General features: G+C 63.3%; 25 protein-coding genes. 13 read left to right on the top strand and 12 right to left on the bottom strand.

Going from position 1 to position 24,196, the window contains the following annotated elements:
• Window positions 1-19 precede the first annotated feature (19 nt).
• From QUG01_RS13875 to QUG01_RS13845, 7 genes are all read left to right on the top strand, one after another.
• Window positions 20-1,183, top strand: a complete 1,164-nt coding sequence (locus tag QUG01_RS13875) for a baseplate assembly protein (protein ID WP_500830654.1) — start codon at window positions 20-22, stop codon at window positions 1,181-1,183.
• Window positions 1,176-1,877, top strand: coding sequence for a phage tail protein I (locus QUG01_RS13870; protein WP_500830653.1), 702 nt, complete (start codon window positions 1,176-1,178; stop codon window positions 1,875-1,877). The genes QUG01_RS13875 and QUG01_RS13870 overlap by 8 nt, the downstream gene beginning before the upstream one ends.
• A complete protein-coding gene (locus QUG01_RS13865) occupies window positions 1,874-2,590 on the top strand; it encodes a phage tail-collar fiber domain-containing protein (protein ID WP_500830652.1) in 717 nt (238 codons plus the stop codon). Before QUG01_RS13870 ends, QUG01_RS13865 begins: the two co-directional genes overlap by 4 nt.
• Window positions 2,591-2,600: 10 nt before the next feature.
• On the top strand, window positions 2,601-3,296 hold the full coding sequence (locus QUG01_RS13860; RefSeq protein ID WP_500830651.1) for a hypothetical protein: 696 nt from the start codon (window positions 2,601-2,603) through the stop codon (window positions 3,294-3,296).
• 10 nt (window positions 3,297-3,306) lie between these two features.
• A complete protein-coding gene (locus QUG01_RS13855) occupies window positions 3,307-3,561 on the top strand; it encodes a hypothetical protein (RefSeq protein WP_500830650.1) in 255 nt (84 codons plus the stop codon).
• 625 nt (window positions 3,562-4,186) lie between these two features.
• Window positions 4,187-4,762, top strand: a complete 576-nt coding sequence (locus tag QUG01_RS13850) for a phage tail protein (protein WP_500830649.1) — start codon at window positions 4,187-4,189, stop codon at window positions 4,760-4,762.
• Window positions 4,762-6,351, top strand: a complete 1,590-nt coding sequence (locus QUG01_RS13845) for a hypothetical protein (RefSeq protein WP_500830648.1) — start codon at window positions 4,762-4,764, stop codon at window positions 6,349-6,351. The genes QUG01_RS13850 and QUG01_RS13845 overlap by 1 nt, the downstream gene beginning before the upstream one ends.
• 177 nt (window positions 6,352-6,528) lie before the next feature.
• Here the strand turns inward: QUG01_RS13845 and QUG01_RS13840 are convergent, their stop codons facing one another.
• The 3 genes from QUG01_RS13840 to QUG01_RS13830 are packed head-to-tail and all read right to left on the bottom strand — an operon-like array spanning window position 6,529 to window position 12,273.
• Complete coding sequence (locus tag QUG01_RS13840; RefSeq protein WP_500830647.1) at window positions 6,529-7,929, bottom strand: efflux transporter outer membrane subunit; 1,401 nt, start codon at window positions 7,927-7,929, stop codon at window positions 6,529-6,531.
• Entirely contained in the window at window positions 7,922-11,065 is a 3,144-nt protein-coding gene (locus tag QUG01_RS13835; protein ID WP_500830646.1) for an efflux RND transporter permease subunit, read from the bottom strand. Before QUG01_RS13835 ends, QUG01_RS13840 begins: the two co-directional genes overlap by 8 nt.
• 20 nt (window positions 11,066-11,085) lie before the next feature.
• Complete coding sequence (locus tag QUG01_RS13830; RefSeq protein ID WP_500830645.1) at window positions 11,086-12,273, bottom strand: efflux RND transporter periplasmic adaptor subunit; 1,188 nt, start codon at window positions 12,271-12,273, stop codon at window positions 11,086-11,088.
• Window positions 12,274-12,497: 224 nt separating this feature from the next.
• Between QUG01_RS13830 and QUG01_RS13825 the strand changes: the two genes are divergently transcribed.
• From QUG01_RS13825 to murA, 5 genes are all read left to right on the top strand, one after another.
• Window positions 12,498-13,139, top strand: a complete 642-nt coding sequence (locus tag QUG01_RS13825; RefSeq protein WP_500830644.1) for a TetR family transcriptional regulator — start codon at window positions 12,498-12,500, stop codon at window positions 13,137-13,139.
• A gap of 91 nt (window positions 13,140-13,230) precedes the next feature.
• Window positions 13,231-14,133 (top strand): ABC transporter ATP-binding protein, encoded by a 903-nt coding sequence (locus QUG01_RS13820; RefSeq protein ID WP_500830643.1) that lies wholly within the window; start codon window positions 13,231-13,233, stop codon window positions 14,131-14,133.
• Window positions 14,130-14,885, top strand: coding sequence for an ABC transporter permease (locus tag QUG01_RS13815; RefSeq protein WP_199154427.1), 756 nt, complete (start codon window positions 14,130-14,132; stop codon window positions 14,883-14,885). Before QUG01_RS13820 ends, QUG01_RS13815 begins: the two co-directional genes overlap by 4 nt.
• A 31-nt stretch (window positions 14,886-14,916) precedes the next feature.
• Entirely contained in the window at window positions 14,917-15,162 is a 246-nt protein-coding gene (locus QUG01_RS13810; protein WP_500830642.1) for a BolA family protein, read from the top strand.
• A gap of 204 nt (window positions 15,163-15,366) precedes the next feature.
• A complete protein-coding gene (murA, locus tag QUG01_RS13805) occupies window positions 15,367-16,620 on the top strand; it encodes a UDP-N-acetylglucosamine 1-carboxyvinyltransferase (protein ID WP_500830641.1) in 1,254 nt (417 codons plus the stop codon).
• 69 nt (window positions 16,621-16,689) lie between these two features.
• Here the strand turns inward: murA and QUG01_RS13800 are convergent, their stop codons facing one another.
• Window positions 16,690-17,043 carry an ArsR/SmtB family transcription factor gene (locus QUG01_RS13800; protein ID WP_500830640.1) on the bottom strand — a complete coding sequence of 118 codons (354 nt, stop codon included), beginning with the start codon at window positions 17,041-17,043 and terminating at the stop codon, window positions 16,690-16,692.
• 85 nt (window positions 17,044-17,128) lie between these two features.
• On the opposite strand from QUG01_RS13800, the gene QUG01_RS13795 reads away from it, so the two are divergent.
• Entirely contained in the window at window positions 17,129-18,346 is a 1,218-nt protein-coding gene (locus tag QUG01_RS13795) for an MFS transporter (protein WP_500830639.1), read from the top strand.
• Window positions 18,347-18,564: 218 nt separating this feature from the next.
• Here the strand turns inward: QUG01_RS13795 and QUG01_RS13790 are convergent, their stop codons facing one another.
• The 8 genes from QUG01_RS13790 to dapD all read right to left on the bottom strand — a co-directional run bounded on the left by QUG01_RS13790 (window position 18,565) and on the right by dapD (window position 24,168).
• Window positions 18,565-18,903, bottom strand: a complete 339-nt coding sequence (locus QUG01_RS13790; RefSeq protein ID WP_199154443.1) for a zinc ribbon domain-containing protein YjdM — start codon at window positions 18,901-18,903, stop codon at window positions 18,565-18,567.
• Window positions 18,904-19,086: 183 nt separating this feature from the next.
• Window positions 19,087-19,911: an MlaA family lipoprotein gene (locus QUG01_RS13785; protein WP_500830638.1), complete on the bottom strand. Its 825-nt coding sequence runs from the start codon at window positions 19,909-19,911 to the stop codon at window positions 19,087-19,089.
• Between the two features lies 1 nt (window position 19,912).
• Window positions 19,913-20,200: an STAS domain-containing protein gene (locus QUG01_RS13780; RefSeq protein ID WP_500830637.1), complete on the bottom strand. Its 288-nt coding sequence runs from the start codon at window positions 20,198-20,200 to the stop codon at window positions 19,913-19,915.
• Window positions 20,200-20,832 (bottom strand): MlaC/ttg2D family ABC transporter substrate-binding protein, encoded by a 633-nt coding sequence (locus QUG01_RS13775; protein WP_500830636.1) that lies wholly within the window; start codon window positions 20,830-20,832, stop codon window positions 20,200-20,202. The genes QUG01_RS13780 and QUG01_RS13775 overlap by 1 nt, the downstream gene beginning before the upstream one ends.
• 86 nt (window positions 20,833-20,918) lie before the next feature.
• Complete coding sequence (mlaD, locus tag QUG01_RS13770; protein ID WP_500830635.1) at window positions 20,919-21,395, bottom strand: outer membrane lipid asymmetry maintenance protein MlaD; 477 nt, start codon at window positions 21,393-21,395, stop codon at window positions 20,919-20,921.
• Window positions 21,396-21,406: 11 nt separating this feature from the next.
• Window positions 21,407-22,192 carry a lipid asymmetry maintenance ABC transporter permease subunit MlaE gene (gene mlaE, locus QUG01_RS13765; protein ID WP_500830634.1) on the bottom strand — a complete coding sequence of 262 codons (786 nt, stop codon included), beginning with the start codon at window positions 22,190-22,192 and terminating at the stop codon, window positions 21,407-21,409.
• Entirely contained in the window at window positions 22,185-23,003 is an 819-nt protein-coding gene (locus QUG01_RS13760; protein ID WP_500830633.1) for an ABC transporter ATP-binding protein, read from the bottom strand. Before QUG01_RS13760 ends, mlaE begins: the two co-directional genes overlap by 8 nt.
• A 343-nt stretch (window positions 23,004-23,346) precedes the next feature.
• Window positions 23,347-24,168, bottom strand: a complete 822-nt coding sequence (gene dapD / locus QUG01_RS13755) for a 2,3,4,5-tetrahydropyridine-2,6-dicarboxylate N-succinyltransferase (protein ID WP_500830632.1) — start codon at window positions 24,166-24,168, stop codon at window positions 23,347-23,349.
• Window positions 24,169-24,196 lie beyond the last annotated feature (28 nt).

The raw sequence follows: 24,196 nt of genomic DNA, 5'->3' as shown, positions 1-24,196 counted from the left end.
CCGACCAAGGATAACAACCATGACCCAGAGCACGACCGATCTTCCCAAGTTTATCGACGACGATCCGCAGCAGATCGTCAGCGAACTGATCACCGCCTACCAGAACAAGTCCGGCAAGACCGTGTATCCGGGCCAGGTGGAACGGCTGCTGATCGACCTGATCGCCTACCGCGAGAGCGTGACCCGCGCCGCTTTCAACGATGCCGGCCGGCAAAACCTGGTGGCCTTCGCCCGCGCGCCGATGTTGGATTATCTGGGCGAGCTGGTGGGGGTGGCCCGGCTGCCGGCGCAGCCGGCGCGCTGCAAGGTGCAGTTCAGCTTCATGCCGGATCGCAAACAGCAGGTGATCATTCCGGCGCAAACCCAGGTGGCCGGCCGCAGCGACTTCCGCTTCCAGACCGTGGCGCAGCAAGTGGTGGCGCCGGAGGCGTCCAGCGTGGTGCTGGACGTGGTGGCGCAGCTGCCGGGCCAGGCCGGCAACGGCTATCAGCCGGGCGAGATCAGCCAGCTGGTGGACGATCTGGGCGTGAAAGTGACGGTGGCCAATGTGGACGTCAGCGCCGGCGGCGCCGACGCCGAGGACGACGAGCGGCTGCGGCAGCGCATCCGGCTGGCGCCGGAATCGTTCAGCGTGGCCGGCAGCGCCGCCGCCTATCGCCACCACGCCCTGCGCGCCAATCAAAGCATCGTCGATGTCGCGGTGGTCAGCGCCAGCTCGCAATCTGTGGGTGTGCCGCCGGCCGATCAGGTGCCGCCGGGCGAGGTGCGGCTGTACCCGCTGGTGGCGGATGGCCTGCCCAGCGACGCCATCTTGAAGGCGGTGAACGACACCTGCAGTGCGGACCGCGTGCGCCCCTTGACCGACAAGGTGAGCGTTTTGAAGCCGGTGGAGTTCTCCTACCAGGTGGTGGCCATGCTCAAGCTGTATCCGGGCGTGGACGCGCAGCAGACCAAGCAGCGGGCCAAGGACGCGCTGCTGGCGTATCAAAAGCAGCAGCAGGCCCAGCTGGGGCAGGACATCGTGCCGTCGCAGCTGATCGCCGTGCTGTCGGTGCCGGGCGTCTATCAGGTGGACCTGCAGCAGCCGACGGCCATCCAGCAGGTGCCGGCCCACGGCTGGGCGCACTGCGTCAACGGCGCGGACGGCATCAGCGTGGACCAGAAGGAGCAGGCCAATGGCTGACGCCGCCATCGTCCCGAGCGTGCTGGCCGGCGACGCGCGCTTCGCCGCGCTGGCTGAGCTGGCGCGCCGTCTGGGCATGCCGCGCGCCGAAGCCGATCCGGCCACGCAGGGCCGCTTCGACGCCACCGAGCTGCTGGTGTACCTGGTGGACAGCGTCAAAGAGGAGCTGTTGCCGCAGCTGGCGCAGCAATTCCACCTTGGCAACGACGAAGGTTGGCTGCTGGCCCGCAACGCGCGGCAGCGCCGCGAGCTGATCAAGCGCGCCATCGAGCTGCACCGCTACAAGGGCACGCGCTGGGCTTTGCAGGAAGTGTTCCGGCTGCTGGACGTGGCGGTGGATGTCAGCGAGTGGTGGCAACAGCAACCGCCGGCTCCGCGCTACACCTTCGAGCTGACTGCCTGGGCCAACGCCAATCTGATGGCCGACCGCGTGGCGCTGAATCCGGAGCTGTACGGCCGGCTGCGGCGGATGGTGGAGCAGGTCAAGCCGGCGCGCAGCGCCTATCGGCTGAAGCTGGGCGCGGCCTTTGCGCAACCGCTGCGCTGGGCCGGCGCGGTGCAGGGCCGGCAGTTGCGGCGGCTGGACGCGGCATGCCGCCCGGCGCCGGCCAAACCGGTTTTCTCGATCTTGCGCCTGGCCAACGCGGTGAAGCCGCGGGCTGTGGCGCGCGCCAAAATGGAGGCTAGCAGATGAGCAGTAACCCGCTTGTTCCCCTGATCCTAGATGGTGGCTTGGCCGCCATCCAGCTGGCCAGCCGCGACGGCGTCCAGCTCCGGATCACCCATGTCGCGCTGGGCGATGCCGGCTACACGCCGGACGTTGGCCAGACCGCGCTGAAACATGAGATCGCCCGTTATCCCATCGCCGATGGCCAGAGCGTGGGGCCGCGCCAGCTGCACCTGACCGCGCTGGCCGACGACGACAAGGAGTTCTGGATACGCGAGGTGGCCTTCATTCTGGAAGGCGGCCAGCCGCTGGCCATCTGGTCCGACCCGCAGCAAGTCCTCGCCTACAAACAGGCCGGCATGCAGCTGCTGCTGGCCTACGACCTGGCTCTGTCCGGCGTGCCGGCCGACAGCGTCACCGTGCAGTCCACCGGCGCCGGCCTGAATCTGGCATTGGGCGAGGAGCTGGCCAGCCTGGGGGCGGCGCAGATAGAGGAAATGACGCGCGGGCTCAAACGCGATGACGCGCTGCGGCAGCAGCAAGCCCGTCAGGATCAGGCTGAGCAGCGGCTGGCCAGCCACGACAGCCGCCTGAACGGCCACGACGCTGCTTTGTTAACCCTCGATCAGCGCGGCCAGCAATACCGCGATGACCTGGCCGAGTTAGCCACCGCGCAGGCGGCAGCGCTGATCCAGCTGCAATGCCTGACCCTGCAACACACCGTTTTGAATCCCAAGTGAAGGAGAAACCATGAGTCTGGAGCAACAGGTAGCCGCCCTGGTGACGGCATCGAACAATCTGACCGGCGTTGTATCGAGCAAGCAGGCGGATATCGACGCCAAGGTGGCGGCGAAGACTGCGGAGCTGGAGGCGTGGAAAAATGGCATGGTGGAAGTCATTAACGGCGTAGAAGTCGCCAAAGTAGGGGGCATCTATCAGTTCAAGCGCAATCTGCATATTGAAACTGGGGGGTGGCCTGCTTGCACAACTGCTCCAATGGGACCGACTTACGTGCAGCTGTTAGAGTTTACTGCCGGAGCGGCGGAAGGCTCCTTTTTCGAAGTGAATGTTCACAAGGCTCACCGGGGCATGGGGTATGCGGCCTACTACGAGTATCTGGAGCTACGAGGCACGTACTGGCATGACGGTATTGGTGGCATCGCGCGGAAATTCTCCAATGGCGAAGATAGAGTCAGCCTGTTCACATCGGATGCCACTAATTCCAGCAATATCATACCTTTGCCTCTGACTGGCGCGCCTGTTCCATTTGCGGTCAAGCAAATCGGCAATGACGGTAATGATAAAAAATATGCCTTGATGCTGGTTTGTAGTTCGAGCTGTGGAGCGGATGAATATTTGGGAATCACTGCCCGTTATTCCGACCCGCATGCTAAGCCAGCCGCCAATTTTGCCTCTCAAGTGAAACCGGCCTTTCCAAACCTCTAAGGAGAAAAGCATGACTGATTTGACACAGGGCTACGATAGTGCAGCTCTCGCCAAGCAAGAACAGCAGGGAATGCAAAATGCATTGTTTCGTGCAAGCTGCGAAAGCCATATCGAGCGCTATTATCCGGTTTGGCAGCAGCTCAATATTCTGCGCGCCGGAACTGACGCAGATAAGAGCAAGATGGGGACGTTTATTGATGCATGCCGCGCATGGAGTAATGGCCCCAACCCCGATCAAAACCTTTTGCAGACAATCAAGCCGTAATTCTCTCCTAGATATTTTCAGGATGGTGGAGCGAAAGTTATTATTCTTCTGAGGTGCCACTCAGTACCCACGATTTGACCTGCATTGTTAGATTGATTGCTTCTTAATATGCCGGGCTTCGCTCGAAGCCCGGCGGCTTCTCCCTCCGCATTGTTTTCCTGACATATTCCGCCATCTCGTCTCATCTGTCGTCCTCATATTTTCTGTCATTGCTTCCGCATTCCACCCTATCCATTCGCGAGTTCTTTTGCGTGTCTGCTGCCTGCCTATCCCATCTCCTTCTTTAGCCCGCCGTGCTTCGGCAGCGTCCCCCTTTCTCCTTCGAGGAGCCTTCACCATGTCCATTTTTTCCGCGTTGGTCCTTCCCTTCGATTCTCCAAACCCTTCCGATGCGCCGCGTGCGGCAGAGTCGTCCACCGTACCGGCCCCTTGCATGCGTTGCATCTTCCGCTCACTGGCCGTGCTGCGTCTGTCCATGCAGGCCGAGCGCAAATAACCCCGCAGTCATTTCTGTAGGTTTCCATTCCGGGCCGTGCAGGCGGTCCATTCCATCCCTGTCGTCAAGGAGGCGCTTCATGACCTTGCATACCGGCTTCAGTGCGCGGACGCCGCGCGGGAGGCTGAGATGACCGATTCCGTTCCTTCCATCCTGGCGCGGGACGCGCGCTTCGGCCCGCTGTCTGGGCTGACCGAACGCGTCCGCGACATTGATCTGACGCCCTTTCTGGTCAATCTGATCGATACCGTGCAGCCGGATCTGTTGCCCTTTCTGGCCGACCAATTCCATATCGGCGGCGAAGAGGGCTGGCAGCTGGCCGAGTCCAACGACGCCAAGCGCGCGCTGCTGCACAGCGCCAATGAGCTGCACCGCCACAAGGGCACGCCGTGGGCCATCCGCGAAGTGATCCGCCGCCTGGGCCTGGGCGAAGCCGTGCTGATCGAAGGCCTGGCCGGCCAGCGCCGCAATGGCGCCATCCGCCGCAACGGCTATTACGTGCACGGCGATCCCCGCACCTGGAACCAGTATCGGGTCGTGCTCGGCAAGCCCATCACCAACGACCAGGCCGCCCAGCTGCGCCGCATGCTGGCGCTGTACGCGCCAGCCCGCAGCGTGCTGGCCAGCCTGGAATACCAAGCCGTGGCCAACCGCCACAACGGCGCCATTCGCCGTAATCGTCAATTCAACCGAGGGAGCGCCTAATGGCCAATCTGCAAGAAAAACCCGCCTGGGAGGCGGGCATCTACCAACTGGAAACTTCCGATCCGGTGCTGGGCGGGCCGGACGGCATCGATAATCTGCAAGCCAAGCAGCTGGCCAACCGCACCGTGTTCCTGAAAAAGCAGATCGATGATCTGGTTTCCGGCGCGCTGACGGCCGAGTACGCCGATCGCCTGAAAACCCCGCGCAACATCGCCATGACCGGCGACGGCAGCTGGAACGTGACTTTCGACGCCGGTGGCAATGTCAGCGCCGCGATGACGCTGAGCAATAGCGGGGTGACGGCCGGCAGTTACGGCCAGGTGACGGTGGACGCCAAAGGCCGCGTCACCGCCGCCCGCGCCATCGTCCCGGATGACGTGCCGGCGCTGGACTGGAGCAAGATCGCGTCCGGCAAGCCGACCACGTTGGCGGGTTATGGGATTGCCGATGGCGCCAGCAAGAGCGATCTGCAGAGCGCGGTGAACGGGCTGGTAAGCAATGCGCCGGCCAATCTGAATACGCTGCAGGAACTGGCGGCAGCGATCAATAACGATCCCAAGTACTCGGCGACAGTAGATGGCAAGCTGGCGGGCAAGGCCGATAAGGCGACTACGCTGGCGGGATACGGCATTACCGATGGCGCAAGCAAGACAGACCTAAAAACCGCCATCGACGGCGTGGTGGCCGGCGCGCCGGGCGCATTGAACACTTTGCAGGAGCTAGCAGCGGCGCTTGGTAATGACAACAATTACGCAGCCACCATCACCAGGCAACTGTCAGGGAAGGCGGATAGGGCAAATACATTGGCTGGATATGGCATTGCCGATGCAGCAGCGCTGGGTGGTTCGAGCAATCAAATTTTCAATGTGGCACCTGCCTATCAGTCGGCACATGCGGTACCGCTTTCTCAAATGACGACAGCGCTATCAGGCAAGGCGGACAAAGCCAATACATTAGCAGGGTATGGTATTGCCGATGGCGCAAGTAAGGCGGATATACAAGTGGTCTCCGCGAAGGTCGATACATGGCAGGCGAATGCAGTTAAGCAATTTGCTAATATCTCCCGATCGACACTCTATGTGAGTGGTTCTGCAGATCACTGGTATCCTGTAGTAATTGACTTACCTTTTAGGATGTTGGGAGATATACATATCTCAAGATATACTCATTATGATCTAGATAAATATGGGGAGTTTAATGGATGTATGTATTTTTATCTCCGAGGCATGTCTGGAGAGTGGGGGGGGATGCCGCTCAGTGCATCGGGAAGGGACGGACGGTTAGTGCCAGGTATTCTTTATCCTGTCGAGTATAATTATGTGGTTTCGGATAAATACAAGCTGCCACCTATTGCGGATTATAATTTTTTGGCAAAAGGTGATCCGATAAATAGTCAGCTAGTGGTTTGGCTGTTGGGCGCAAGAAGCTATGACATTATCACCTCGTATCCTGCAAAAATGGCCGCGTATTGCTCTGAAACAAATAACCTAGTTTTTACCGATAGCCGGAAGCAATTTGATATTTATTTGGATGCAATGACTACTGTTTCGAGTGGTATGGTTCAGAATCAATATAGGAGAGGCGGGTGATTAAATAAAATGATTTGTTGAGAAATTAGTTATGTTTGAAAATATGTAGAAGTTCAGACTTGATCTGAAAGTCTCTGTTTTGACCGAGTCAGGCTCAATTCAATAAGCGTGGACTTCCATAACAAAAGCCCATCCATTTCGGATGGGCTTTTGCATGGATGGCGACAACGAGACAGCTTAAGGCTTGGCGGCTTCCCACCCCCCGCCCAGCGCCTTATACACGGCTATGGTGGTGTTCAGCCTGTCCAGCTTGGCGTTGACCAGGTTGAGCTCGGACTGGAAGCTGTTGCGCTGCGCGTCCAGCACGTCCAGATAGCTGGCGTAGCCGTTGTCATAGCGCAGGCCGGCCAGTTTCAGCGTGCGGTTCAGCGCGCTGAGCTGGGTGGTTTGCGCCTGCAGCACTTCGCGGGCGCTGCTGTTGGCGGCCAGGGCGTCCAGCGCGTCCTTGAATGCCGATTGCACGGCCTTCTGGTACTGCGCCAGGGCTTGCTTCTGGCCGGCGCTGGCGGCGTCCACGTTGTAGCCGGTGGCGCCGAAGTTGAAGATGGGCGCGGCGGCGTTGCCGGCGAAGCTCCAGGTGCGGGTGGCGCTGGTGAACAGGCTGTCCAGCGACAGGCTCTGCGAACCCAGCGCGCCGGTCAGGCTGATGCTGGGAAAGTAAGCGGCCTTGGCCACGCCGATGCGGGCGTTGGCGGCGATCAGCTGCTGCTCGCTGGAGGCCACGTCCGGCCGGCGCTCCAGCAGGCTGGACGGCAGATTGGCCGGCACGTCCGGCGGGCTGGCCAGGCTGTTGATGTCCTTGCCGCGGGACAGGTTGCCGGCCACCAGCTGTTTCGGGCTGTGGCCCAGCAGCACGCCCAGCGCCGTTTCGGTCTGCTCCAGCGAGCGGGCGATCTGCGGCACCGAGGCGCGGGCCGAAGCGGCCTCGGCTTCGGCCTGGCGCTGCTCCAGCTCGGAGATCAGGCCGCCCTGGAAGCGCTTGGTCTGCAGGCGCAGCGATTCCTCGCGGCTTTGCAGCGTGCGCTTGGCGATGTCCAACTGGGCGTCCAGCGCCCGCAACTGGAAGTAGGTTTGCGCCACCTGGGCGGTCAGCGCCAGCTGGGCGGCGTCGCGGTCGTAGCGGCTGGCCGCGTAGTTGGCGCGGGCCGCTTCATTGCTGCGGCGCAACTTGCCCCACAGATCGATTTCCCAGGCCGCTGTCAGGTTGGCGTTGCGGACGTCGTTGACCAGCGGCGCGCCGCGCGTGGCGGTTTCGGTGGAGCTGCGGCCGCTCTGGTAGCCGGCGTTGGCGCCCAGCGAGGGCAGCAGCGCCGCGCGGGCGATGCCGGCCTGGGCGGCGGCCTGCTCGGCGCGGGCGGCGGCCAGCTGCAGGTCGGCGTTGCTCTTCACCGCTTCGTCGATCAGCTGGTTCAGCACCGGGTCGTCGAACTGTTTCCACCAGTCGGTGCTGACCGCCGGGGCGTCGGCGCCGGCCTGGGCGGCCGGCAGCTCAACCTTGGGCCGGCTGTAGTCGGGGCCGACCGCGCAGGCCGACAGCGCCAGCGCGACGGCGACGGGAATCAGGGCGCGCTTAAGCATCTGCGTTTCCTCCTGCCTCGGCCTTGGCCTGAGGCGTTTTCTGCTTGCCGAGCTTCATGATCAGGATGAAGAACAGCGGAATGAAGAAGGTGGCGATGAAGGTGGCGGACAGCATGCCGCCGATCACGCCGGTGCCGATGGAGTGGCGGCTGGCGGAGCCGGCGCCGCTGGAAATCGCCAGCGGCACGCAACCCAGCACGAAGGCCAGCGAAGTCATCACGATGGGGCGGAAGCGCAGGCGGGCGGCTTCCAGCGCCGCGTCCATCGCGCTGAAGCCTTCTTCCATCTTCTGCACCGCGAACTCCACGATCAGGATGGCGTTCTTGGCCGACAGGCCGATCAGCGTCACCAGCGCCACCTGGAAGTACACATCGTTGGCCAGGCCGCGCAGCCAGTTGGCCATCAGCGCGCCGAACACGGCGAACGGCACCGCCATCAGCACCGAGATCGGCAGGCTCCAGCGCTCATACTGCGCCGCCAGGATCAGGAACACCATGATCATGCCGAAGCCGAACACCAGGGCGGACGAGCCGCTGGTGGACTTCTCCTGGAAGGCCGAGCCGGTCCAGGCCAGGGTATAGCCCTCCGGCAGCGTTTCCTTGGCCACCTCTTCCAGCGCCGCCAGCGCCTGGCCCGAGCTATAGCCCGGCGCCGGGCCGCCCACCACCTTGGAGGCCGGGAACACGTTGAAGCGTTCCAGGATTTCCGGGCCGGTGGTTTGCTGGATGTTCACCAGCGCGGTCAGCGGGATCATCTGGCCGGTCTGCGAGCGCACGTAGACATTGCGCAGGTCGTCCACCTTGGTGCGGAACGGCGCTTCCGACTGCAGCTGCACGCGGAAGGTGCGGCCGAACTTGTTGAAGTCGTTCACGTACAGCGCGCCAAAGGTGCTCTGCATGGTGTCGAACACGCTGTTGATCGGCACCCCCAGCGCCTTGGCCTTGTTGCGGTCCAGCTGGACGAAGACTTGCGGCACGCTGGCGGAGAAAGTGGTCTGCACCCCCTTCAGCTCCGGTCGCTTGGCGGCGGCGGCTACCAGTTTCTTGGTGATTTCGCCCAGTGCCACCGAGTTGCCGCCGGCGCGGTCCTGCACATAGGCTTCAAAGCCGCCGGTGTTGGACATGCCGGAGATCGGCGGCGGGTTGAACGCCAGCACCATGCCGTCGGTGACGCCTATCATGCCCTTGCCGAAGATGTCCTTCACCACCGCCATCGACGACAGTTGCGGCGATTTGCGCTCATCCCACGGCTTCAGCGTGATGAAGGACACGCCGGAGTTGGTTTTGTTGGAGCCGGACAAGATGTCGAAGCCGGCGAAGCTCATGCGGTCCTTCACCGCCGGATTGCTTTCCATCATGGCGTCCAGCTTGTCCATGGTGGCGGCCGTGCGCTGCAAGGACGCGCCGTCCGGCAGGAAGGCGGCGGCCAGCACATAGCCCTGGTCCTCGTCCGGCGCCAGGCTGGACGGAATGATGCGGAACAGGCCGGCGGACAGCGCGATCAGGCCGCCGAACACCAGGATGGCCAGCACCGCGCGCTTGTTGATGAAGGCCACGCCGCCGGCGTAGCGGCTGGTCAGGCTGTCGAACCAGCGGTTGAACCATTCGAAGAAACGGTTCGAGTGCTGGTGTTCGGACTTCAGGATCAGCGCGCACAGGGCCGGAGTCAGCGTCAGCGCCACGATGCCGGAAATCACCACCGACACCGCGATGGTCATGGCGAACTGCTTGTACATCTGGCCGGCGATGCCGCCGAGGAAGGCCACCGGGATGAATACCGAGCACAGCACCAGCACGATGGCCACCAGCGCGCCGGACACTTCCTGCATCGCCTTGAAGCTGGCTTCGCGCGGCGACAGGCCTTCCTGCGTCATCAGGCGCTCGACGTTCTCCAGCACCACGATGGCGTCGTCCACCACGATGCCGATGGCCAGCACCAGGCCGAACAGCGTCAGCGTGTTGATGGTGAAGCCAAACATATACATGCCGGCGAAGGTGCCGATGATGGACACCGGCACGGCCAGGCAGGGAATCAGCGTGGCGCGCCAGTTCTGCAGGAACAGGAACACCACCAGGAATACCAGCACCATGGCCTCGGCCAGCGTGTTGTACACCTCCTTGATCGACACTTCCACGAACTTGGTGGTGTCGTACGGAATGCCGTAGGACATGCCGTCCGGGAAGTTGGCCGACAGGCGCTTCATCTCGGTTTCCACGGCTTGCGCGGTGGCGAGCTGGTTGGCGCCCGGGGCCAGGAAGATGCCGATCGGGATGGTGGCCTTGCCGTTGTGCTTGCCGTGGAAGTCATAGGACAGCGCGCCCAGCTCGACGCGGGCCACGTCCTTCAGCTTCACCGACGAGCCGTCCGGATTGGCGCGCACGATGATGTTCTCGAACTCCTCCGGCTCGGACAGGCGGCCCTTGGTGGTCACGGTGTAGGTGAAGTCCAGCTTCTGCGGCGTCGGTTCGGCGCCCAGCTTGCCGGCGGCGAACTGCGAGTTCTGCTCGCGGATGGTGGACGCGATGTCGCTCGGCGTCAGCTTCAGCTGCGCCAGTTTGTCCGGCTTCAGCCAGATCCGCATCGAGTAGTCCTGGCCGGCGAAGTTGACCACGTCGCCCACGCCGGGGATGCGCTTGAGCTCGTCGATGATGTTCAACAGCGCGTAGTTGCTGATGAACAGCGTGTCGCGGCTATTGTTCGGCGAGAACAGCGAAATCACCTGCAGAATGGCGGTGGACTTCTTGCGCACATTGACGCCCTGGCGCCGCACTTCCTCCGGCAGCTGCGACAGCACCGATTGCACGCGGTTGTTGACGTTGATGGTCGCCTGGTCCGGATTGGTGCCGATCTTGAACGACACCGACAGCGTCAGCGAACCGTTGCTGGCGCTGCTGGACTGCACGTACAGCATGTCGTCCACGCCGTTGATCGCTTGCTCCAGCGGCGCGGCCACGGTGTTGGCGATCACTTCGGCGGAGGCGCCCGGATAGCTGGCGTTGACGCTGACCACCGGCGGCACGATTTCAGGGTACTGCTCGATCGGCAGCGCCTTGATGGCGGCCAGACCCGCCAGCATGATCACGATGGAGATCACGCTGGCGAAGATCGGTCGCCGGATGAAAAAAGCGGAAAACATGAGTCAGGTTCCCCTTGCGATTACTGCTTGGCCGCGGCGGCGGGCGCGCTGGCGTCGGCCTGGTACGGATGCGGCTTGACCGCGGCGCCGGGGCGCAGCTTGATGATGTTGTCCACCGCGACTTGGTCGCCGGACTTCAGGCCCTGTTCGACCAGCACGTTCAGGCCCACTTCCTGCGAAGTCACGATGGGACGCGGCGCGACCTTGCCGTCGTCGCCCACCACCCACACCATCTTGCCCTGCTGGGTGGTCAGCACCGCGCGCTGCGGCACGGTGATGGCCTGGGTGCGCACCGCGCCGTTCAGCTGCACGCGCACGAATTGGCCCGGCAGGATGCTGCCTTGCGGGTTGGCGAAGGTGGCGCGGGAACGGATGGTGCCGGTATTGGTGTCGACCAGGCTGTCGGTGAAGTTCAGATGGCCGGTCTTGCCGTACGTGCTGCCGTCGGCAAGCTTCAGCAACACTTCGAAACCGCCGCCGTTGGCCAGCTTCAGCTTGCCGGCGTGCTGCATTTTGCGCAGGCCCAGCATGTCGCTGTCGGACATACTGAAGTTGACGTAGATCGGGTCCAGCTGCGACACCTTGGTCAGCAGGCTGGCGTCGGCCGTGGTGGCTACCAGGCTGCCTTCGGAACGCGCTTCCTGGCTGGTGATGCCGGAAATCGGCGCGGTGACGCGGGTGTAGCCCAGATTGATCTGCGCCTGTTCCACCTGCGCCTGCGCGGCGGCGACCGAGGCCTTGGCGGCGTTGTAGGCGGCCACGGCGTCGTCGCGGTCCTTCTGGCTGACGGCGTTTTCCTTGAATAGCGGCAGGATGCGCTCGTAATCCTGCTTGGTGCGCAGCAACTGCGCCTGCTGCACTTGCAGATTGCCCTTGGCCTGGTCCAGCGCCGCCTTGAACGGTTCCGGATCGATCTGGAACAGCAAGTCGCCCGCCTTCACCGGCTTGCCCTCGGTGTAGGAACGCTTCTGCAGGATGCCGCCGACGCGGGCGCGCACTTCCACTTCGCGCGAGCCGGCGGCCTGGCCGACAAATTCATATGAAACCGGCACATCGGCCGGTTGCACCTTGATTACGGCCACCGGCACCGGAGGCATGGCGCCGGGGCCATTGGCCTCCGGTTTTTGGCCGCAGGCCGCCAGGCTGGCAGCTAGCACCCCCAGCAGCAGGCCTTGCGCTGCGCGTGGAAGAAGCGTCATTCCTTGCATGGTTTCGAATCCTTCAGAAATCCAGAAGCGGATAGTAGTTACATTAATACATTGTATTGGGACCCGGGAATGGGGAAGCCTGTCCCAAGATCGATCATTTTACATACATGCGCGTCTGTATGTAAAATGAAGAAGTGTCCCGATATGTAAAAGACTCGCGATATCGACAGGCATAGGGCGTTAAAATTCATTAATTAGTACTAGTTCTAGCAAAGTATCCAGACATGGCACGAAAGACACGCGAAGAGGCGGAGCAGACGCGGCAGCAGCTGCTGGACGCCGCGGAGCGGCTGTTCAGCGAGCGCGGCGTATCGCGCACCACGCTGGCGGATATCGCCGCCGCCGCCGGGCTGACCCGCGGCGCGGTGTATTGGCATTTTCAAAACAAACTGGATCTGTATCGGGCCATGCTGGACCGGGTGGCCCCGTCGTTCGACGATATGCGCGAGCAGTTGCTGCTCAGCGCCGGCAGCGATCCGGCGCGGGCGCTGTGGGAGCACAGCCACCGGCTGCTGACCTTGATCGAACAGAATCCGCAGGTGCGGCGCATCCTGTTGATCCTGTTTCTGCGCAGCGAGCATGTGGGCGAACTGGAGCCCATCCACGAAGAATGCGTGGCCCATATGCATGAGGCCAGGGGCTTGCTGCGCCAAGTGGTGCAGGCGGCGAAGGAACAGGGCCAGACCTATGGCTGCGTCGAACCGGAAGAGGCGGCGACAGTGTTGCAGTCGCTGCACGACGGCCTGATGAACCGCCTGGTGATCGAGCAGCCGGGGCCGGACGCCACGGTGGCGGCCAGCCGTTTGTTGCAATATTTGTACCGCGGCATTTTCAAGCCGGAAGTCATGGAACAACTTACCACTTGAGCGCGCGCCGGCGCTATAATTGCGCTTTTTTCTCAAGCCACTAGCGCGGACTCGGCCCCTTGGCCATCGCCTTGGTGGCGTCATGGTTTTCATGCCCCACGCTATCGAAATCGAGGCCGTCAGCAAGCGCTACGGCCAGCTGCAGGCGCTGGACCGGGTGAGCTTCACCGTCCAGCCCGGCGAGTTCTTCGCGCTGCTCGGCCCCAACGGCGCCGGCAAGACCACGCTGATCTCGGCGTTAGCCGGCTTGGCGCGCCCGGACAGCGGCAGTATCCGCGTCATGGGCCACGACGTGATGCGCGACTTCAAGCAGGCGCGCCGCGCGCTGGGCGTGGTGCCGCAGGAGCTGGTGTTCGACCCCTTCCTGTCGGTGCGCGAAACGCTGCGCTTCCAGTCCGGCTACTTCGGCCTGGCGCGCAACGACGACTGGATCGACGAGCTGTTGTTCAAGCTCGGCCTGTCCGACAAGGCCGACAGCAATATGCGCGCCCTGTCCGGCGGCATGAAGCGGCGGGTGATGGTGGCGCAGGCGCTGGTGCATCGCCCCCCGGTGATGGTGCTGGACGAGCCGACCGCCGGCGTCGACGTCGAGCTGCGGCAGAGCCTGTGGGTGTTCGTGCAGGAGCTGAACCAGGCCGGCCATACCATCGTGCTGACGACGCATTATCTGGAAGAGGCCGAGGCCTTGTGCGGCCGCATCGCCATGCTGAAGAAGGGCAGGCTGATCGCGCTGGAAAACAAGGACAAGCTGCTGGCCCACAGCGCGCGCCGCGAAGTGGCGGTCAAGCTGTCCGGCGCGCTGCCGGCAAGCCTGGCGCCGTGCAAGCTGCGCGACGAGGATGGCCGCGCGGTATTGCAATTGGCTGACCTATCCGAGCTGGAAAGCGTGCTGGCCGAGCTACGCCTGGCCGGCGTGGAGGTGCGCGAGCTGAACGTGGTGGAGACCGATCTGGAAAGCGTGTTCGTCAAGATGATGAATGGAGGCGCGGCATGATAGGTTTCCTCACCCTGTTCAAGAAGGAGCTGGTGCGCTTCTGGAAGGTGGCGTTCCAGACCGTCGCCGCGCCGGTGCTGACCGCGCTGATGTACCAGCTGATCTTCGCCCATGTGATGTCCAGCCATGTCGAAGCCTATCCCGGCGTCAGCTACACCGCCTTCCTGATTCCCGGCCTGGCCATGATGTCGATGGCGCAGAACGCCTTCGCCAACAGCTCCTCCAGCCTGATCCAGTCCAAGATCACCGGCAACATCGTGTTCCTGCTGCTGCCGCCGCTGACCTCGGCCGAATTCTTCCTCGCCTACCTGCTGGCGTCCGTGGTGCGCGGCCTGGCCGTCGGCGCCGGCGTGCTGCTGGTGACCGCCTGGTTCGGCCTGCCCTTGCCGGCGCAGCCGCTGTGGGCGCTGCTGTTCGCCATGCTGGGATGCGGCGTGCTGGGCACACTGGGCGTGATCGCCGGCATCTGGGCGGAAAAATTCGACCAGCTGGCCGCGTTCCAGAATTTCCTGATCATGCCGCTGACCTTCCTGTCCGGCGTGTTCTACTCCATTCACAGCCTGCCGCCGTTCTGGTACGCCGTGTCGCACGCCAACCCGGTGTTCTACATGATCGACGGCTTCCGCTACGGCTTCTTCGGCCAGGCCGACGTCAGCCCCTGGCTGTCGGCCGGCGTGGTGGCGGGCTGCTTCGCGCTGCTGGCCGCGCTGGCGCTGCGCCTGATCCAGGCCGGCTACAAGCTGCGCCACTAATCTTATTCGCAATTCGCACCGGACCATCCAAATGACCCCAGAGCAAGTCAAGCAATATATCGAGGCTGGCCTCGAATGCGCCTATCTTAAAGTGGAGGGCGACGGCCACCACTTCTACGCCACCGTGGTGGCCGCCGCGTTCGAGGGCAAGCGCCTGATCGACCGCCACCGCCTAGTGAAGGAAGTGATCGCCAGCCGTCTGGCCAGCAATGAAATCCACGCGCTGTCCATCGTCAAGGCTGCCACGCCGGATGAATGGGCCAAGCTGCAGGGCTGATTGATTTATTTCGCCACGGAAACACACGGAAACACACGGAAAGACACGGAAAGACACGGAAAGACACGGAAGAAACATCACCGGACACTTGTCTGAGAATGGGGCGGTAAGTCAGTGCGCCTCTGGACGGTGGCGGCAGGATGTGGCGTTTTGGTTTTCCGCGTCGTTCCGTGTGTTTCCGTGGCCAATATTAGGTTTTAAAAAATGGACAAACTGAAAATCATCGGCAACGGCCCGCTGAACGGCGAGATCCGCGTTTCCGGCGCCAAGAACGCCGCGCTGCCCATCCTGTGCGCCGGCCTGTTGACCGCCGACACCATGCGCTTCACCAACGTGCCCATGCTGCGCGACATCGCCACCACCCAGAAGCTGCTGCAAGGCATGGGCGTGCGGGTGATGACCGACAACGTGCACGAGGTGGAAATCACCGCGGCGCAACTGGACAGCCTGGTGGCGCCGTATGACCTGGTGAAGACCATGCGCGCCTCCATCCTGGTGCTGGGCCCGACGCTGGCGCGCTTCGGCGAAGCCACCGTGTCCTTGCCTGGCGGCTGCGCCATCGGAAGCCGCCCGGTGGACCAGCACATCAAGGGCCTGGTGGCGATGGGCGCCGAAGTGTCGATCGAGCACGGCTACGTCAAGGCGCGCGCCAAGCGCTTGCGCGGCGCCCGCATCGTGATGGACATGGTGACCGTGGGCGGCACCGAGAACCTGCTGATGGCCGCCACCCTAGCCGAAGGCACCACCATCCTGGAAAACGCCGCGCGCGAGCCGGAAGTGACCGACCTGGCCAACTGCCTGGTGGCCATGGGCGCCAAGATCAGCGGCATCGGCACCGACCAGCTGGTGATCGAGGGCGTGGACAAACTGCACGGCGCCGAATACGCGGTGATGCCGGACCGCATCGAGGCCGGCACCTTCCTGGTGGCCGGCGCGATGACCCGCGGCCACGTGGTGCTGCGCAACGCCGCGCCCAAGAGCATGGAAGCGGTGCTGGACAAGCTGCGCGAAACCGGCGCGCTGATCGAGTGCGGCGACGACTGGATCTCGCTGGACATGAAGCAGCGCCCGAAAGCCGTCAACTTCCGCACCTTGCCGTACCCGGCTTTCCCGACCGACATGCAGGCGCAGCTGATGACGCTGAATTGCGTGGCCGAAGGCGCCGGCGTGGTGACCGAAACCATCTTCGAAAACCGCTTCATGCACGTGCCGGAATTGAACCGCATGGGCGCCAACATCGAAGTGGAAGGCAACACCGCCATCGTCAAGGGCGTGGAAAAACTGTCCGGCGCCACCGTGATGGCCACCGACCTGCGCGCCTCCGCCAGCCTGGTGATCGCCGGCCTGGTGGCCGAGGGCGAAACCATCGTCGATCGCATCTACCACCTGGACCGCGGCTACGAGTACATCGAGAAGAAGCTGGGCGCCGTCGGCGCGCTGATCGAACGCGTCAGCTGAGCGGTCTGCGCTGACCTGACAAAGCCACATTCCTGAGGGGATGTGGCTTTTTTCATTGCCGCGCGCCGCTCAGGCGCCGGGAGACTGCCAGTTCTTGACCAGCGCCAGCAGACCGGGAAAGCGCTGTTCAAGATCCTCGTCGCGGACGCGGCTGCGCCGCTCCAGGCCGTATTGGCGTTGCCGGATCAGGCCGGCTTCGCGCAAGGCCTTGAAATGATGGGTCAGCGAGGATTTGGGACGATCGAAGCCGAACCAGCCGCAGGGGTGGTCGTAGTCTTCCGATTCCAGCAGCAGCTTCTGGATGATCTGCAGGCGCAGCGGGTCCGCCAGCGCGGCCAGCACGGTTTCCAGCTTTAGTTCTTCGCGCGCGGGCTCCGGCAACGGCGGCGGCAGTTCGGGTGGCGTGGGGGAGACAGTGTTCATGCCCTTATGATGAACTGTTGTACGAGTTTTGTCGAACTATGATAAGTTCGACAAAACTCGTACAACGTCGATATATGGAGTCATCATGACCACCGTTTCAAAACAGACTGAACTAGGGGCGGCGCCGGCCAGCCAGGCCTCCTCGTCGCGGATGTGGCTAGCTGCGTGGATGGTTACCGCCGTATTCATGTTGTCCAATTCCGCCACGCCGCTTTATGTGCGCTGGCAGCACGCAATGGGCTTTTCGTCCGGCACCCTGACCGTCATTTTCGCCGCCTATATCGCGGGGCTGTTGCTGACGCTGCTGGTCGCGGGCCAGTTGTCCGACCGCTACGGCCGCAAACCGGTATTGATTCCGGGCCTGCTGGCCGCAGGCGTCGCTTGCGCCCTGTTCGCCACCGCCAGCTCCATCATCGAGCTGGGCATCGCCCGCTTGCTGACCGGGGTGGCCGTCGGCGTCATCGTGTCGGCGGGGATGGCGTCGGTCGTCGATGTCGGTGGGCCGGAGCGCAAGAGGCAGGCTTCGCTGGCGGCTTCGATCTCCATGGTGCTGGGCGCCGGACTGGGGCCGCTGTTGGCCGGCGCGCTGGCCCAGGTGCTGGCTCAGCCCATCGTGGCTATCTTCGTGATAGAGATGTGTGGGCTCGCCAGCGCGCTGCTAGTGGCGTTGACCTTGCCGGTGAAGCCGGCGGCCAAGGCGGCGCCAGGCTGGCGGCTGCGCCTGCCCAGCGTGCCGCGCGCCAACCGCCGCCATCTGGCCTACGGCATCGCGGTGTTCGCGCCGGGCATCACCGCGACGTCCTTCGTGCTGTCGCTGGGGCCGTCGCTGCTATCCAAGCTGCTCCACATCACCAGTCCCTTGCTGGCTGGCGGCACGGCCTGCGTGATGTTCCTGACCGCCACCGGTCTGCAGTTCGTGGTCAAGAACCTGTCGATACGCAGCATTTTCCTGATCGGCGCCGGTTCGACGCTGCTGGCCATGATCAGCGTGGCGACCGCGGTGCATACCTCGCAGCCGGCATGGCTGATCGCCGCGGCGGTTTTCGCCGGCGCGGGGCAGGGCCTGGGCCAACTGGGCGGCTTGACGCTGATCGGCATGCATGTCGAAGCTCATCGTCGGGCGGAAGCCAATGCGGTGATGAATATCGGCGGCTATATCCCGGCCGGCTTGCTGCCGGTGGCGACGGGTTTTTTGATCGACAAGATTGGGCTGAGTGGCGGGGCGACTATGTTCGCCGCCATTCTGGCTGCAGTGTCGATTTTCGCAGCCGTATTGGTCTTCAAGGGTTTGAGCCGCGACTGAGCCGCATTTTTGTGATTCACATGCTAAACGGCATCGGCGTTGGGCGCGGGGATTGAGGCGGCTGCAGTGCCAAGCTGCGGCGCTATTCGAAGTTGGGATGGAAAGGCAGTGCGAACCGATCAAGATGGTTTAATCAGTCCCGGCAGCATTTTGATTTGCCGTTTGGTGTGCGATGAAATGATCGCCGGGAAGATTGAGGCCCGGCGATCATGGCCGTATCAGGCCTTCTTGACGAACTCCGACTTCAGTCCCATCGCGCCGATGCCGTCGATCTTGCAGTCGATGTCGTGGTCGCCGTCCACCAGGCGGATATTCTTGACCTTGGTGCCGACCTTGACCACCAGCGACGAGCCCTTGACCTTCAAATCCTTGATCACGGTGACGCTGTCGCCATCCTGCAGCACATTGCCGACGGCGTCGCGCACCACGCGGGTTTCCTCCACGGCGGCGGCGGTCTCGCCGGACCACTCATGGGCGCATTCCGGGCAGACGAACAAGGCGCCGTCCTGATAAGTGAATTCCGATCCGCATTGCGGACAGGCGGGCAATTGGCTCATGGTGTTTCCTGACAAATAAAGAATGAAAAACAGCCGCCCGCGCGCAAAAGGCGCGTGGCGGCCGGGGTATTGTAACCTTACTGGCGCAAGGGCTGCTGGTCTGCGTGTTTGCGCGGGGGCATGAGCGGCAAAAAAACAGCGCGCCGTCCTGGGGGCGGCGCGCTTGTCTGGGGCGGTCGGGCCTTATTGGGCGGCCGAGGCCGCCGCTTTGACAGAACGTGCCGGCGCCGAACCGTCGACGGCGTGAGCCGCCGGAGCGGAGCTGTCGCTCTTGCCGCCTGGGCTGTCCATCAGCTCGTCCAGATTCAGGTTGTCCGTCGGCTGGGTCGGGTCAGGCTGTCCCAGCTGCTTGGCGCGCAGCTGCATGTAGACGTCGCGGGTGTAGCTGTAGCGGTCCACCGCGGCGGTATCCAGCAGATTGTCCACGCCCAGATACTTGGCGCGGGTGCTGACGCCATACACGCTGTAGAAGGCGATCGCTTCGTTGGTGTTGTGATAGATCAGCTTTTCCGGACCCGGGCCGGCCAGCGAGGTGGTCAGGCCGGCGCTGTCGCGCACCGTGGACGGACCGAAGAACGGCAGCACGAAGTAGTTGCTGTTCTTCCAGCCCCAGGCGGCCAAGGTGTCGCCAAAGGTGGTCTTGTTGTTCTTCAGGCCGGCCGGCGTGGCGATGTCGAGCAGGCCGAACAAGCCGAAGCCGGTATTGATCGCCACGCGCATGAAGTCGTTGGCGGCTTTTTCCGGTTCGGCGCGCAACACGTTGAAGGCGAAACTGTAGACGTCCTTCAGGTTGTCGAAGAAATTGCTGACGCCCGTGCGGAGCGGGGAGGGCACTACGGCCTGATAGCCTTGGGCCACCGGCTTGATCACCCACTGGTCCGCTTTGTCGTTGACCGTGAACATCGTCCGATTGTACGGCTCGTAGGGATCGTAGGCGATGCTGGGATTACTGGCGCAGCCGGCCAGCAACAACGTGGCGGCGACGGCAAGGGTGCGTGCGCGACGCATGTCACTCTCCGGAGGATAGTAGCGGTTCAAGATTGTACAGGCTGGCCAGTGAGGACAGGCCGGCCGGCACGCCGCTCAAGGTCAGCCGATGGCCGGCGGCGGCGGAGACGCGACGCGCCTCCAGCAGCAATGCCAGCGCGGCGGAGTCGGCGGCTTCGATGCCGGACAGGTCCAGCCGCAGCGGACCTTGCGCCGCCAGGCTGGCCAGCGGCGCCAGCATGGCGCCACTGCTGGCCATGTCGATGCGGCCGGACAGGCTGGCCGCGCCAGGTGCGGTAAGGTTCAGCATCAGCCTTTGCTCTTGGCGGCGGGGGCGGCGGCAACCGGCGCGGCATTCTTGTCCTGCAGCAGCTTGATCAGGCCGTCCACGCCAGTCTTGCGGATCTCCTCGTTGAAGCTGTTGCGGTACACGGTGACCAGGCTGGCGCCTTCCACGCTGACGTTGTAGATCTTCCAGCCCTTGTCGCTCTTGTACATCACGTAGTCCACGGCCACCGGGTTGGCGTTGCCCGGCAGAGTCACGGTGGACTTGACGGTGGCGTCCTTGCCGCTGGCGCTGACGACCGGATTGGGCTGAACGTTGACCTGGGCGGTCTTGAAGCGGGTCATGGTAGTGGAGTAGGTGCGTACCAGCAGGGTCTGGAACTGCTGGGTCAGCTGGTCGCGCTGCTCTGGGGTGGCCTGGCGCCAGCCCAGGCCGACGGCCAGCGCGGTCATGCGCGGGAAGTCGAACAGCGGCACGGCGACGGTTTCGGCTTGCTGGCGCACTTGCTTGGTGTTCTTGCCGTTGTCCTGTTTCAGGATGTCCAGCACCTGGCGCGAGCCGTCCTTGATGATTTCAACCGGATTGTCTGAAGCCGCCAGAACGGAGGCGGACGACAGGCCAAGCATGAGACAGAACAGGGTAAACAGTTTTTTCATTTTCAATATTCCATTTTCGCGAATCTTGCGGCGCCGGCCGCGATCATGGCGTCGGCGCCGCGTGGGGGCCGGCCAAGGCCGGACGTTTATTTCGACTGGCTGCTGTTGTCCTTGCCGGTAAAGCCGGTCATGAATTTGCCGATCAGCTGTTCCAGCACCATGGCCGAGGAGGTGATGGTGATGATGCCGCCCGGCGCCAGATTGTTTTCCGAACCGCCTTGCTGCAGGCCGATGTACTGCTCGCCCAGCAGGCCGGAGGTCAGGATGGAGGCGCTGACGTCGTCGCTGAGCAGATACTGCTTGTCGATGTTCATCGCCACGCGGGCGCGGTAAGTCTTGGAGTCGAGCCGGATGTCGGTCACGCGGCCCACCACCACGCCGGCTTCCTTGACCGGCGCCTTCGCCTTCAGGCCGCCGACGTTGTCGAAGTCGGCGTACACCACATAGGTTTGCGCGGCGCTTTGCGGTGTCAGGTTAGCCACTTTCAGCGACAGGAAGGTGACGGCGGCGATGCCCAATGCGACAAAGATGCCGACCCATAGATCAATGGTAGAGCGTTTCATTCGTTTTTTTCCTAGAACATGAAGGCGGTCAGCACGAAGTCCAGCGCCAGGATCACCAGTGCCGAGGTGACCACGGTGCGGGTGGTGGCGGCCGACACGCCGGCGGCGGTCGGATTGGCGTCGTAACCCTCGAACACGGCGATCAGCGTGACGGCGACGCCGAAGCACAGGCTCTTGATCAGGCCGTTGATCACGTCATAGTGCAGATCCACATTGCCCTGCATCTGCGACCAGAACGTCCCGGCATCCAGGCCTATCATCACCACGCCCACCAGATAGCCGCCGAACACGCCGACGACGTTGAACAGCGCGGCCAGGATGGGCATGGAGATCACGCCGGCCCAGAAGCGCGGCGCGACGACGCGGGCGATCGGGTCCACCGCCATCACGCTCATCGCGTCCAGCTGCTCGGTGGTTTTCATCAGGCCGATTTCGGCCGTCATCGCGCTGCCGGCGCGGCTGGCGAACAACAGCGCGGCCAGCACCGGGCCCAGCTCGCGCAGCAGCGCCAGCGCCACCATGGCGCCCAGCGCGTCGGCGGAGCCGAACTTGACCAGCGTGGTGTAGCCCTGCAGGCCCAGCACCATGCCGACGAACAGGCCGGACACCACGATGATGATCAGCGACATCACGCCGGCGAAGTAGATCTCGCGTATGGTCAGCTGCAGCCGCAGCAGGCTCTGTCCGCTGTTGGCCAGGATGGCCAGCAGGAAACGGCTGATGAAGCCGAGCCGCCACACCGCGTTGATGGTGGCGTGGCCGAGGCGGCGCAGCGGCGAACTAATCCAATCAAGCATGCGCGCCTCCTTGCAGGCCCAGATCGGCCGCCAGGGCGGTGGCGGCCGGATAACTGTAATGCACCGGGCCGTCGGCCTCGCCGTTGACGAACTGGCGCACCCACGGCGAATCGGAATTGCGCACTTCGTCCGGCGAACCTTGGGCGATGACTTGGCCCCCGGCGACGAACAGCACGTGGTCGACGATTTCCAGCGATTTGTGCACGTCGTGCGTCACCATCACCGCGGTGGTGCCGAGCGCGTCGTTGAGTTTCTTGATCAAGAGCGCGATCACGCCCAGCGAGATCGGGTCCAGGCCGGTGAACGGCTCGTCGTACAGCATCAGCTGCGGGTCGAGCGCGATGGCGCGCGCCAGCGCCACGCGGCGCGCCATGCCGCCGGACAGCTCGGCCGGCATCAGCTTCTGGGTGCCGCGCAGGCCTACCGCCTCCAGCTTCAGGGTGACGAGGTCGTGGATCATGCTTTCCGGCAGTTTGGTGTGCTCGCGCAGCGGGAAGGCGACGTTCTCCGCCACGTTGAGGTCGGTGAACAGCGCGCCGAACTGGAACAGCATGCCCATGCGGCGGCGATGCTGGTACAGCTCGGCCTTGCTCATGCGCGCGATGTCCACGCCGTCGATCAGCACCTGGCCGGATTGCGGCCGGATCTGGCCGGAGATCAGCCGCAGCAGCGTGGTCTTGCCGCTGCCGCTGCCGCCCATGACGGCCACCAGCTTGCCGCGCGGCACGCCGAGAGTGAGGTTTTTCAGGATGGGCCGGTCGCCGTAGGCGAAGCTGACGTTCCTGAATTCAATGAAATAGTCTGAGGACACGAAATTTCCAAACAGCTTGCAAGGAGAGTCCGCTGTATGACCCGAGCGGTACGGCGAAATTCCGCCGTTGGCGCCGCGGTGGCGGAACGGAGCTGCGACGCGAGGAAGTGCACGGCAATCGCCGGGCCGGCCGATTTTATGGAAGCGTGCTATTCCGTACGCGAATAGGCGGATTTTATAGCGTTGGCGGCTTAGCGCCAAATATAGCTATGTTACCAAGTGCAAAATTGACGCAGCATCAATAATATTGACATGGTTTGATTGACAGTAGGGGCAGGAGCGTGTCCGGTGGGCGGGCGCCGCCGGGGAGATGACGGGCCGGCAGGGCCAGCCCGTCCAGGGTTTACACGCCGCGCAGCAGCTCGTTGATGCTGGTCTTGCTGCGGGTCTGCGCATCCACCTTCTTGACGATCACGGCGCAGTACAGGCTGTGGCTGCCGTCCTTGGACGGCAGGTTGCCCGATACCACCACCGAGCCCGGCGGCACGCGGCCATAGTGGACCTCGCCGGTTTCGCGATCGTAGATCTTGGTGGACTGGCCGATGTAGACGCCCATCGAGATGACGGAGCCTTCGCCCACGATCACGCCTTCGACGATTTCCGAGCGCGCGCCGATGAAGCAGTTGTCCTCGATGATGGTCGGGTTGGCCTGCAGCGGCTCCAGGACGCCGCCGATGCCGACGCCGCCGGACAGGTGCACGTTCTTGCCGATCTGGGCGCAGGAGCCGACGGTGGCCCAGGTGTCCACCATGGTGCCTTCATCCACATAGGCGCCGATGTTGACGTAGGACGGCATCAGTACGGTGTTCCTGGCGATGAAGCTGCCCTTGCGCGCCACGGCGCCCGGCACCACGCGGAAACCGGCTTCCTGGAAGCGAGCCGGGCTCCACTCGGCGAACTTGGTGTCCACCTTGTCGAAGTAGCGGTTGACGCCGTCGTCCAGCACGGCGTTGTCGCGGATGCGGAAGGACAGCAGCACGGCCTTCTTCACCCACTGGTTCACCACCCAGTCGTCGCCGTGTTTCTCCGCGACGCGCAGATGGCCGTTGTCCAGTTCGGCGATGACCTGCTCGATGGCGGCTTTCAGTTCCGGCGATACGATGGCGGGCGTGATTTCGGCGCGTTTCTCGAATGCCTGCTCGATCAGGCTTTGGATCGGATGCATCTGGTTCAGTCCTTTGGCAATGTGAATC

This window comes from Chromobacterium sp. CCUG 76385 (genome assembly GCF_059916625.1).
This window is presented reverse-complemented; position numbering and strand designations above follow the sequence as displayed.